This is a genomic window from Thermoflexus hugenholtzii JAD2 (assembly GCF_900187885.1).
GTDB lineage: Bacteria > Chloroflexota > Anaerolineae > Thermoflexales > Thermoflexaceae > Thermoflexus > Thermoflexus hugenholtzii.
Genome location: NZ_FYEK01000078.1, coordinates 18,594 through 28,690, shown reverse-complemented (window position 1 = coordinate 28,690; position 10,097 = coordinate 18,594). Strand labels below are relative to the sequence as shown.

The following is a 10,097-nucleotide window of genomic DNA, read 5'->3' as shown; positions in this document are numbered from 1 at the left end:
CAATCGAACGGGGAGCGAGGATGATCCGCCGGGATCCAGAGGATGTGAAGCTGCGGACCCCGGAGCGGGACCGGATGCGCCTGCGGCATGGGCCGGCGGCCCATGCCTGGCGGGCCTGGTTGCGGCGCCTCCCCAAGGTGGATCTGCACCGGCATCTGGAAGGCTCCCTCCGCCTGAGCACATTGCTGGAGATCGCCCGGCGCCACAAACTCCCTCTGGGGCTGGATCCGACCCCGGCGACCCTGGAGCCGTTGTTGCGGGTCACGGCGAGCGAGCCCGCCGATTTCCAGCGCTTCCTCGCCCGGTTTCAGATCCTCCGTCGCTTCTACACCAGCGAGGAGGCCATCCAGCGCATGGCATACGAGGCGGTGGCCGACGCGGCCGCCGATGGCGTGCGCTATCTGGAGCTGCGCTTCAATCCCGCGGCCCTGGCCCAGGCCCAGGGGTTCCGGTTGGAGGAGGTGACCGAGTGGGTGCTGGAGGGAGTGCGCCGGGCCGAGGGCGATTTCGATATCATGGTGCGCCTCATCATGACCATCGTGCGGGGGGAGGATCCCGAGGTGGCCTGGCGGATCGCCCGCCTGGCGGTGGCCCATCGCCGGGATGGGGTGGTGGGCTTGGATCTGGCCGGAGATGAGGCTCGCTACGGGCCGGAATCGCTTCTGCCGGTCTTCCGGTGGGCCCGGGAGCAGGGGCTCTTCCTCACCGTCCACGCCGGGGAGGTAGGCCCTCCGGCCAACATCCGTCAGGCGATCCTGGTCCTGGGAGCCCATCGCATCGGCCACGGGATCCAGGCGGTGCATGATGTGCAGGTGCTCCGGCTGCTGCACGAGCGAGGCATCCCCCTTGAGGTCTGCCCCACCAGCAACCTGCACACCGGGGCGGTGGCCGGGTTCCACCGACATCCCCTCCCGGATCTTTACCGCCTGGGCCTGAAGGTCACCTTGAACACAGATGATCCCAGCATCAGCGATACCACCCTGACCGATGAGTATCTGTTCGCTATGGCCGGGATGGGGTTGCAGTGGCCCGACCTGCTCCGGATCCTGGAGAACGGGATCGAGGCCGCCTTCCTGAGCCCGGAGGAACGTCGACTCCTGGCCCGGCGCCTTCACCACGAGCTCCGGGCCTTGGGCGGCGCTCCCGGCGAAGGGCCCGAGGCTTCCCTCCCCTGAGGCCACAAGGGTCACAGCCGTGTCCCCGGATTCCTCAACCCGCCGGCTGGCGGATCCGGCTTCCTGTGTTTATAATGGAGGGCGAGCGCGTTCGAGATCTCCCGATCCGCCTGGAGAAGCCAGCGGCAGGAAGGTTGAAGCCATGGAGGCCTCAAGGAGGTTCTCATCCCTATCGCCGCTTCGAGAGCCGGTGTTGGTGCTGAACGCCAACTTCGAGCCGTTAAACGTTTGCTCCCTCCGCCGGGCGATCGTCCTGGTGCTCAGCGGGAAGGCGGAGATCCTGGAGAACGGCCGGGGCGAGGTGCGCACGCCCTCCCGGGTTTTCCCCCGCCCCTCGGTGATCCGTCTGCGCTATGTGGTGCGCCGGCCGCCCCGCCGGCTCCGTTTGACCAAGCGGGAGATCCTCCGCCGGGATCAGTATACCTGCCAGTATTGCGGGCGGTCCTCCCCGCATCTCACGGTGGATCACGTGATCCCGCGGCATCGGGGCGGGGGGCACACCTGGGAGAACCTGGTGGCGGCCTGCCCGGCATGCAACCGTCGCAAGGGGAACCGCACGCCGGCGGAGGCTCACATGACCCTGCTCCGTCCGCCCTTCGAGCCGGTCCCCACCATCCGCTATCTTTTTGGGTCCTATCTGCGAGAATATGTGGAATGGCGGAAATACCTGGAAGGCTGGTAAGCCCGGCGTTTGGAGGGGGATGCGGATGCCGTTCCAGGAGTTCGGACGCTGGTTCATCCTGATCGGCCTTTTCTTCCTGGCTTTCGGCTTCCTGTTCCTTCTCATCGGTCGGGTCCCCGGCCTGGGCCGGCTGCCGGGGGACATCCTGATCCAGAAGGGGAATTTCGTGTTCTTCTTCCCGCTGGCCACCTCGATCCTGTTGAGCTTGCTGCTCACGCTGGTGTTGAACCTGGTGTTCCGACTCTGGCGGTGAGGGGCGGATGGGCGGCGGTGGCGACATCCATCCGCAGGAGGTCGCCATGGAGGCGTTCCGAATTGAGCGGGATTCGCTGGGCGAGGTGCGGGTCCCCGCCCATGCCCTGTGGGGGGCGCAGACCCAGCGGGCCATCGAGAACTTCCCCATCAGCGGGATCCGGTTCCACCGGGATTTCATCCGCGCCCTGGGGCTGATCAAATACTGCGCCGCGCGGGTCAACCGGGATCTGGGCCTGCTGGATGAGCGCCGGGCGAACGCGATCATGCAGGCGGCCCGGGAGGTCATCGAGGGGAAGCTGGATGATCACTTCCCGCTGGACATCTTCCAAACCGGCTCGGGGACCTCGACCAACATGAACGCCAACGAGGTCATCGCCAACCGGGCGATCCAGATCCTGGGCGGGGCCATCGGCTCGAAGGAGGTGCATCCCAACGACCATGTGAACCTGGGCCAGTCCTCCAACGACGTCATCCCGGCCGCCATCCACGTCTCGGCCTACCTGGCCGTCCATGAACGGCTGCTCCCGGCCCTGCGGCATCTCCACGAGGTGCTGGCGGATAAGGCCCGGGAGTTCGATGACATCGTCAAGACCGGCCGCACGCACCTGATGGACGCCATGCCGATCCGCCTGGGGCAGGAGTTCTCAGGCTACGCCAGCCAGATCGAACATGGCATCCGGCGCATTGAGGCGGCCCTGCCGCACCTGGCGGAGCTGGCCCTGGGCGGGACGGCGGTGGGGACCGGCATCAACACCCATCCGGAGTTCGGTCAACGCATCGCGGCGGCGTTGCGCGAGGAGACCGGCCTGCCGTTCCGTGAGGCGGAGAACCACTTCGAGGCCCAGGCGGCCCAGGACGCGGCGGTGGAGCTCAGCGGGCAGCTGAAGACGGTGGCGGTCTCGCTCTATAAGATCGCCAACGACCTGCGCTGGATGAACTCGGGCCCTCAGGCGGGCCTGGCGGAGATCCGCCTCCCCGCCCTGCAGCCGGGCTCCTCGATCATGCCCGGGAAGATCAACCCGGTGATCCCCGAGGCGGTGATGATGGTCTGCATGCAGGTGATGGGCAACGATGTGGTCATCAACATGGCCGGGGCCTCGGGGAACTTCGAGCTCAACGTGGCCCTTCCGGTGATCGCCCACAACCTGCTGCAGTCCATCCACATCCTGGCGAGCGCCGCCACCGTCCTGGCCGATAAATGCATCTGCGGCATCGTGCCCGACCGGGAGCACATGGAGACCCTGGTGCACAAGAACGCCATCCTGGCCACCGCCCTCACGCCCTACATCGGCTACGACCGGGCGGCGGAGGTGGTTAAGAAGGCCATGGCGGAGAACCGCACCATCCGGGAGGTGGTCCTGGAGATGGGTCTGATGCCGCCGGAGAAGCTCGACGAGGTCCTGGACGTGCGGAAGATGACCGAGGGCGGCTTCGTGGCCGGGATGTCCGGCGGAGGATGAAGGGCCCGCGTCGGCAGGGGCGCCGATGGATCCGGGCGGGTGGGGCGTCTCCGCTCCACCCGCCTTTGATCGCCCGAAGGAGCCGGCAAAGGAAGGCGGAGGAAGTCCGCCACGTCTGAATCTCAGCGGAGGGAGCGATCGATGGGGGAGCGTGGCCTGCGTGTGATCCGGGAGTTCCAGAGCTACTACGATGATCTCAACGGGGTGCGTCGGGCGATCGTCCAGCGGATCCCCATCGCCCCCGGGGAGCGCTGGCTGGACGTCGGGACCGGGGATGGATGGTTCGCGTTGGAGATCGAGAAGGCCGGATCCCCGGGGGTGGTGGTGGGGATCGACCTGGCCCGCTGCGAGGTGGAGCTGGCCCGACAGCACGCCCGGGATCTCTCATCTCGCTCCAGCGTCTTCGTTCAAATGGACGCCTACCGGCTGGCCTTCCCCAGCGAGACGTTCGATGGGGTGGGGACGTTCCTGGCGCTCCAGGACATCTGCCTGGATCTCCCGAGCTTGCACCGTTTCCTTGGGGAGATCCGTCGGGTCCTGAAGCCGGGAGGATGGCTGGCCCTGGCCACCACCACCCCGGAGGACGCGGAGACGCCCTCCCAGCGGCTCGCCCTCGAGATCTATCAATACATCCGGGCCGGGTTCTTCACCAAAGCGGAGATCCGGGCTGCCCTCGAGCGAATGGGGTTTCAGGTGGAGCAAGTGGAGTTCTACCCCACCGGGGTGAACCTGGATCCGGATGAGGCAAGGGCCTTCATCCAGTTCGAGTGCGACTGGCTGGAGCGCGCCTACGGATGGCGGAACAAGCCGGACTGGCGGGCCGTCTGGGCCCGCTTTGAGCCCCGCATCCGGGAGCTGGGCGGGCTGGAGGTGGACGCCAAGGTGACGTTCTTCCTGGCCCGCAAGGCCCGCTCCCCGGAGCCGCTCCGGGCGGCTCCCGTTTCCGCTTCCGCCGAAGTCCACGCATAGGGAGGCGATGGGATGGCGGTGCGCCGCGTGGCCATGCTCAGTGTGCACACCTGCCCCCTGGCGACCCTGGGCGGTAAGGACACGGGGGGCATGAACGTTTACGTGCGGGAGCTGACCCGGGAGCTGGCCCGCCGGGGCATCGCGGTGGATGTGTTCACCCGCTCCCAGAACCCGCATCTCCCCCACATCGTCCATGATCTGGGCCCCGGCGGACGGGTGATCCACGTCCCAGCCGGGCCGGAGGCCCCTCTGGAGAAGGCCCGCATCCTTCCGCACCTGCCGGAGTTCGTCGAGTGGGTTCGGCGCTTCGCGGAGCGGGAGGACCTCACGTACGATGTGATCCACAGCCATTACTGGCTCTCTGGCCTGGCGGCCCTGTCTTTGCGGGCGGCCTGGCGCGCGCCGGTGATCCACATGTTCCACACACTGGGTCGGATGAAGAACCGGGTCGCCCGGCGGCCGGAGGAGCAGGAGCCTCCCCAGCGTCTGGAGGCGGAGCGGCGGATCGTCCAGGAGGTCGATCGGCTGGTGGCCGCCACTCCCGTGGAGAAGGCCCAGCTGGTCTGGCTGTATGGCGCCACGCCCTCCCACATCTCCGTGATCCCGCCGGGGGTGGATCTCGAGCAGTTCCGCCCCCTTCCCAAAGAGGAAGCGCGGCGGGTGCTGGGGTTTCCTCCAGACCGACGCTACGTCCTCTTCGTGGGGCGGATCGAGCCGTTGAAGGGGCTGGAGACGTTGATGCGGGCGGTGGCCATCCTGGCCCAGGAGTGCCCGACCTGGACGCGGGATTTCGCAGTGGTGATCATCGGCGGCGATCCCGACGCCTCCGCGGATGCGGAGATGCGCCGGCTGCAGCAGCTGCGGGAGGATCTGGGGATCTCGGATCTGGTGACCTTCCTGGGGGCGAAGGCCCAGGAGACCCTGCCATATTATTACAATGCGGCGGATGTGGTGGTGATGCCCTCGGACTATGAGTCCTTCGGCCTGGTGGCCCTGGAGGCCATGGCCTGCGGCACACCGGTCATTGCCTCGGAGGTCGGCGGGCTGGTCTATCTGGTCCGCCACGGGGAGACCGGCCTGCGGGTGCCCCGGCGTCAGCCCATCGCCCTGGCCCGGGCTCTGGACCGCTTGTTGCGGGATGAGGCGCTGCGGCGGCGGATGGGGGAGAGCGGCCGCCGCTGGGCCCAGGAGTTCGCCTGGCCCCTCATTGCCGATCGCATCCTGGGGCTTTACCAGGAGGTCCTGAAGGCCCATCGGGCTCGATCCCAGCGCCTGATTTGTTACCGGCGCGGGCCGGCCTGGGTGGGATGAGCCGGTGTCCTTCTTTTTCTGAGATCTTCATCGGAGGGAAGGAAGGATGTCTGCGGGTGTGCCCCCTGAGGTCCACTGGTTCTACGCGGAGAAGCGCCCCAGCGCGGGGGCGGTGGCGGAGCAGCTCCGCCAGAGCCTCTGGTTCGCGCGCCTGCAGGAGGCATGGGTCTCGCCGGTGGATCCGCTTCAAAAGGATCCGCCCTTCCGGTATCGGGGTTACTGGCGCGGGCATGCCTTCGAGATCGAGTTCGAGCCCCGCCGTTATGTGATCCTGCGTATGGACCAGGATCTGCCCAAAATTGTGGAAGCGCTCCAGCGTTCCCTGGGGGCAGGGCCCCGCTTTGCGTATCTGGACGGGGAGGGATGGGTGACCTACGAATGGCGGTGGGGGGATGCGGAGGCCCGCTGGCAGGAGCTCCAGGGGATCCCCCGCTACCAGCGGTTGCGCCGTCTGGATCGCCGGACATAAATACAGGTAGGGGCGCAGCGCCGCTGCGCCCCTACCGGCCATGGGATCACCCCAGCCGTCCGGTCAGGATGGCCTGTTTGACCTCCTCGATGGCCCGCGTGATCTGGATGCCCCGCGGGCAGGCCTCCACGCAGTTGAAGATGGTGCGGCAGCGCCAGACCCCGAACCACTCGTTGAGGATGCGCAGCCGCTCCGCCGCCGCCTGATCCCGGCTGTCGAAGATGAAACGGTGGGCCTGGACGATGGCCGCCGGCCCGATGTATTCCCCGTTGGCCCAGAAGGACGGACAGGACGTGGTGCACGCCGCGCACAGGATGCACTTGGTGGTGTCGTCGTAGCGCTCGCGCTCCTCCGGCGTCTGCAGGCGCTCCCGCTCCGGCGGCGGATCGTTGTTGACGAGATACGGCATGATCATCCGGTATTTGGCGAAGAAGGGCTCCATGTCGACAACCAGGTCCTTGATCACCGGGAGGCCAGGCAGAGGCTGGACGGTGATCACCCCGCGCCCTTCGGCGAGGGCTTCCCGCACCAGGACCTTGCAGGCCAGGCGGTTGCGGCCGTTGATGCGCATGGCGTCCGAGCCGCAGATGCCGTGGGCGCAGGAACGTCGGAGGGTCAGGGTGCCATCGATATACCACTTAACGTAGTGGAGGGCGTCCAGCACCCGATCCACCGGCTCCGCTTCGACCTCGTATTCCCCCCACCACGGCTTGCGGTCCTTCTCCGGGTTGAACCGCTGGATGCGCAGCCGGACCTTCATGGCGTCTCCTCCGATGCGGTCTGGGTTTGAGCAGAGGGTGACCAGGCCCACCCTCCAGGAATGCGGCGGAATCCCATGGAGAGGACAGTTTCCCGTGCTGCCTCGATAAGGGCCCGACCCCGTCCCTCCCGTTCCTCCAGCAGGCATCCCTCCAATACGATCTCCAGGTAGAAAGGCTCTCCCTCCTGGACCTGCCGCCGCACTTTCTCCCAGGTTTCCACCAGGATATGGAGGTTCCCGTGTGCCCGTCGATCTACCTCCGCATAGGGCATCGGCCGGGAGAACAGGACCAGCAGATCCGCGTCGCTGGTGTCCAGGTAATCGCCCCGTGCCAGCGAACCGAACAGAAAAACTGCGTCGGGCTCCAGCTCCCGGATGCGTTCCAGAAAGGAGCGGATGGCTGAAGCCTGAGGGCTACTCTCCCAGGCTTTGCTGCACGAACTCCATGATCCGCCCGGCATAATCCACGCACCGCTGAGCGATGTTCCGATCATAGTATTGAGCCGGGTAGCCTTCCGCGAAATGATTTGGATAACGCGAGCCCATGTAATGCAGGTCCAGCTCCCGAGCCGCCTCGAACAGCGCTTCGGGGATGTGGGTCTGTTGGGCGAGCTCCTCAAGCATAGCCACCAGACGATGCCCTCGATACTCGCGATGGTGGAAACGGAGCAGCGCTTTCAGCCCCTTCTCGGCCGCCTGGTGAGCCTGGAAGGCCGCCCACTCGTAGAAGCCCTCATCCAGCATGGAGCGGGCGGCCTTCAGATCCCGAAGCCCCTGGGCCAGCCAGTCCCGATAGCGGGAGGGCATCAATACTTCCGCTCCTTCGGCGGCCACTTGGTGATGACCACCGGCTTGTAGGCGAAGGTCACTCGGCCATCCTGGCGCCAGATCAAGGTGTGCTTCAGCCAGTTCTCGTCGTCCCGCTTGGGGTAATCTTCCCGATAGTGGGCGCCCCGGCTCTCGGTGCGGTTCAGGGCGCTGAAGGCGGTGGCCTCCGCTACGTCCAGCAGGAAGCCCAGCTCGATGGCCTCCAGGAGGTCGGTGTTGAAGCGCTCGCCCTTATCGTCGATACGGATGTGGCGGTAGCGTTCCTGCAGCTCCCGGATCTTCTCGATGGCGGTCTCCAGGCCGCTGGCCTCCCGGAACACGCTCACATAGGTCTGCATGGTCTCCTGGAGCTCGTTCCGGATGAGGGGCACGCGCTCCTCGCCCGTCCCGTTGCGGATGCGCTCCACCATCTCCACCGTGAAGGCCTCCGGCTCCGGCGGGAGCGGGGCGAAGTCTGCCTGCTGGCAGTATTCCGCCATGTGGCGGCCCGCCCGCCGGCCGAAGACCACCAGGTCGACCAGGGAGTTGGTCCCCAGGCGGTTGGCCCCGTGCACGGAGACGCAGGCGACCTCCCCGGCGGCGTAGAGGCCCGGGACCGGGGTGTTGCGCTCATCGCGGATCACCCGGCCGTCCACGTCGGTGGGGATGCCGCCCATGGCGTAGTGGGCGGTAGGCTGGATGGGGACCGGCTCCCGCATGGGGTCGATGCCCAGGTAGACGCGGACGAACTCGATGATGTCCGGGAGCTTCTGCTCCAGGTATTCCGGCGTGACCTCCCGGCCGCCCGGCGCGCTCTTGAGGCGGTTGATGGTCTCCGGCCGCATGTCCAGATAGACGTAATCCTTTCCGCCGATGCCGCGGCCCTCCCGGATCTCCATGTAGATGGCCCGGGAGATCACGTCGCGGCTGGCTAGGTCCTTCAGAGTGGGGGCGTAGCGCTCCATGAAGCGCTCGCCTTTATCGTTGATCAGCACCGCCCCCTCGCCCCGGGCGGCCTCGCTCAGCAGGATCCCCAGCTTGTAGATGCCGGTCGGGTGGAACTGGAAGAACTCCATGTCCTCCAGGGGGAGCCCGCGGCGCCACACGATGGCCATCCCGTCGCCGGTGAGGGAGTGGGCGTTGGAGGTCACCTTGTAGATCCGACCGGCGCCCCCTGTGGCGAAGAGCACCGCCTTGCTGTGGAAGACGTGGATGTCCCCGGTGGCGATCTCGATGGCCACCACCCCGCGAACCACCCCGTCCTCCAAGATCAGGTCGGTGACGAAGAACTCGTCGAAGAAGTGGACGTTGTGCTTGATGCACTGCTGGTAGAGGGTCTGGAGGATCATGTGACCGGTGCGGTCGGCGGAGTGGCAGGCCCGCATGACCGGCGCCTCGCCGAAGTTGCGCGTGTGCCCGCCGAACCGGCGCTGGGCGATCTTGCCGTCGGGCGTCCGGTCGAAGGGCAGGCCCATGTGCTCCAGCTCGATGATGGCCTCGATGGACTCATAGGCCAGGATCTCCGCCGCGTCCTGGTCCACCAGCCAGTCCCCGCCTTTCACGGTGTCGTAGGCATACCACTCCGGTCGGTCCTCCTCCATGTTCCCCAGGGGCGCGGCGATGCCCCCCTGGGCCGTCCCGGTGTGGGAACGGGTGGGGTAGAGCTTGCTGAGGACCGCGGTCTTAACCTGCTTGGAGGCGTAGAGGGCGGCCATCAGGCCGGCCCCTCCCGCGCCCACCACTACCGCGTCGAATTGATGCCGATGGACTTTCATCGGGGAACTCCTTTCTGGCCTGACATCGCAAGTTCGGGCGAGCGAGGACCCTGGACCTCGCTTCGCCGCATTCCTCTCACACCAGCAGCATTCGCATGGGCTGGAGGGTGCGGGTGAACGGATTGAGCACCAGCCCCAGGATCTCCAGGGTCACCACCCCCAGCACGGCCTCGTCCCCGGGCTCCCCGAGGATGACCGGGGTATGCCCTTCCCCTTGGGGCAAGGCGATGTGGCATTCGGAGATCTGACGCTCGATGGTTGTGCCGTCCGCCAGGACGAACGTGGCCGAGCGTTTCGGCTTCAGCTCGATGGCCTGCCAGACTTCATGAGGAAGCAAGGTGTAGGTGGCCCCGCTGTCCACAAGAAAGCGAACAGAGGCCTGTTTCCCTGTTGGACCGGTTACGATCCCCTCAATGTAGGTCAATCCCATCCGC

12 protein-coding genes are annotated in these 10,097 nt (G+C 66.7%); 7 read left to right on the top strand and 5 right to left on the bottom strand.

Going from position 1 to position 10,097, the window contains the following annotated elements:
• The first annotated feature begins 20 nt into the window (after positions 1 to 20).
• From add to CFB18_RS14465, 7 genes are all read left to right on the top strand, one after another.
• Positions 21 to 1,175 (top strand): adenosine deaminase, encoded by a 1,155-nt coding sequence (gene add / locus CFB18_RS14495; RefSeq protein ID WP_088572513.1) that lies wholly within the window; start codon positions 21 to 23, stop codon positions 1,173 to 1,175.
• Between the two features lie 142 nt (positions 1,176 to 1,317).
• A complete protein-coding gene (locus tag CFB18_RS14490; protein ID WP_088572512.1) occupies positions 1,318 to 1,857 on the top strand; it encodes an HNH endonuclease in 540 nt (179 codons plus the stop codon).
• Between the two features lie 25 nt (positions 1,858 to 1,882).
• Positions 1,883 to 2,110: a DUF2905 domain-containing protein gene (locus CFB18_RS14485; protein ID WP_088572570.1), complete on the top strand. Its 228-nt coding sequence runs from the start codon at positions 1,883 to 1,885 to the stop codon at positions 2,108 to 2,110.
• Positions 2,111 to 2,156: 46 nt separating this feature from the next.
• Positions 2,157 to 3,572, top strand: coding sequence for a class II fumarate hydratase (locus CFB18_RS14480; RefSeq protein ID WP_088572511.1), 1,416 nt, complete (start codon positions 2,157 to 2,159; stop codon positions 3,570 to 3,572).
• Between the two features lie 141 nt (positions 3,573 to 3,713).
• On the top strand, positions 3,714 to 4,541 hold the full coding sequence (locus CFB18_RS14475; RefSeq protein WP_088572510.1) for a class I SAM-dependent methyltransferase: 828 nt from the start codon (positions 3,714 to 3,716) through the stop codon (positions 4,539 to 4,541).
• 12 nt (positions 4,542 to 4,553) lie between these two features.
• Positions 4,554 to 5,852 carry a glycosyltransferase gene (locus tag CFB18_RS14470; RefSeq protein WP_200808242.1) on the top strand — a complete coding sequence of 433 codons (1,299 nt, stop codon included), beginning with the start codon at positions 4,554 to 4,556 and terminating at the stop codon, positions 5,850 to 5,852.
• Between the two features lie 46 nt (positions 5,853 to 5,898).
• The gene (locus tag CFB18_RS14465) at positions 5,899 to 6,321 is read left to right on the top strand and encodes a hypothetical protein (RefSeq protein ID WP_088572509.1); all 423 of its coding nucleotides are present in this window, start codon (positions 5,899 to 5,901) and stop codon (positions 6,319 to 6,321) included.
• Between the two features lie 46 nt (positions 6,322 to 6,367).
• Here the strand turns inward: CFB18_RS14465 and CFB18_RS14460 are convergent, their stop codons facing one another.
• The 5 genes from CFB18_RS14460 to CFB18_RS14440 all read right to left on the bottom strand — a co-directional run bounded on the left by CFB18_RS14460 (position 6,368) and on the right by CFB18_RS14440 (position 10,093).
• Positions 6,368 to 7,081: a succinate dehydrogenase iron-sulfur subunit gene (locus tag CFB18_RS14460; protein WP_088572508.1), complete on the bottom strand. Its 714-nt coding sequence runs from the start codon at positions 7,079 to 7,081 to the stop codon at positions 6,368 to 6,370.
• Complete coding sequence (locus tag CFB18_RS15700; protein WP_200808241.1) at positions 7,078 to 7,542, bottom strand: nucleotidyltransferase domain-containing protein; 465 nt, start codon at positions 7,540 to 7,542, stop codon at positions 7,078 to 7,080. The genes CFB18_RS14460 and CFB18_RS15700 overlap by 4 nt, the downstream gene beginning before the upstream one ends.
• Positions 7,496 to 7,888 carry a HEPN domain-containing protein gene (locus tag CFB18_RS14450; RefSeq protein WP_088572506.1) on the bottom strand — a complete coding sequence of 131 codons (393 nt, stop codon included), beginning with the start codon at positions 7,886 to 7,888 and terminating at the stop codon, positions 7,496 to 7,498. Before CFB18_RS14450 ends, CFB18_RS15700 begins: the two co-directional genes overlap by 47 nt.
• Entirely contained in the window at positions 7,888 to 9,663 is a 1,776-nt protein-coding gene (sdhA, locus tag CFB18_RS14445) for a succinate dehydrogenase flavoprotein subunit (RefSeq protein WP_088572505.1), read from the bottom strand. Before sdhA ends, CFB18_RS14450 begins: the two co-directional genes overlap by 1 nt.
• 76 nt (positions 9,664 to 9,739) lie before the next feature.
• Positions 9,740 to 10,093, bottom strand: coding sequence for a retroviral-like aspartic protease family protein (locus tag CFB18_RS14440; RefSeq protein ID WP_088572504.1), 354 nt, complete (start codon positions 10,091 to 10,093; stop codon positions 9,740 to 9,742).
• Between the last annotated feature and the right edge of the window lie 4 nt (positions 10,094 to 10,097).

What these genes read in the sequence shown, in the direction of transcription:
- CFB18_RS14465 (WP_088572509.1), top strand. Translation starts at nt 5,899, where the DNA reads ATGTCTGCGGGTGTGCCCCCTGAGGTCCACTGGTTCTACGCGGAGAAG.
- CFB18_RS15700 (WP_200808241.1), bottom strand. Translation starts at nt 7,542, where the DNA reads ATGCCGGGCGGATCATGGAGTTCGTGCAGCAAAGCCTGGGAGAGTAGC.
- CFB18_RS14485 (WP_088572570.1), top strand. Translation starts at nt 1,883, where the DNA reads ATGCCGTTCCAGGAGTTCGGACGCTGGTTCATCCTGATCGGCCTTTTC.
- sdhA (WP_088572505.1), bottom strand. Translation starts at nt 9,663, where the DNA reads ATGAAAGTCCATCGGCATCAATTCGACGCGGTAGTGGTGGGCGCGGGA.
- CFB18_RS14470 (WP_200808242.1), top strand. Translation starts at nt 4,554, where the DNA reads ATGGCGGTGCGCCGCGTGGCCATGCTCAGTGTGCACACCTGCCCCCTG.
- CFB18_RS14460 (WP_088572508.1), bottom strand. Translation starts at nt 7,081, where the DNA reads ATGAAGGTCCGGCTGCGCATCCAGCGGTTCAACCCGGAGAAGGACCGC.
- CFB18_RS14475 (WP_088572510.1), top strand. Translation starts at nt 3,714, where the DNA reads ATGGGGGAGCGTGGCCTGCGTGTGATCCGGGAGTTCCAGAGCTACTAC.
- CFB18_RS14450 (WP_088572506.1), bottom strand. Translation starts at nt 7,888, where the DNA reads ATGCCCTCCCGCTATCGGGACTGGCTGGCCCAGGGGCTTCGGGATCTG.
- add (WP_088572513.1), top strand. Translation starts at nt 21, where the DNA reads ATGATCCGCCGGGATCCAGAGGATGTGAAGCTGCGGACCCCGGAGCGG.
- CFB18_RS14480 (WP_088572511.1), top strand. Translation starts at nt 2,157, where the DNA reads ATGGAGGCGTTCCGAATTGAGCGGGATTCGCTGGGCGAGGTGCGGGTC.
- CFB18_RS14490 (WP_088572512.1), top strand. Translation starts at nt 1,318, where the DNA reads ATGGAGGCCTCAAGGAGGTTCTCATCCCTATCGCCGCTTCGAGAGCCG.
- CFB18_RS14440 (WP_088572504.1), bottom strand. Translation starts at nt 10,093, where the DNA reads ATGGGATTGACCTACATTGAGGGGATCGTAACCGGTCCAACAGGGAAA.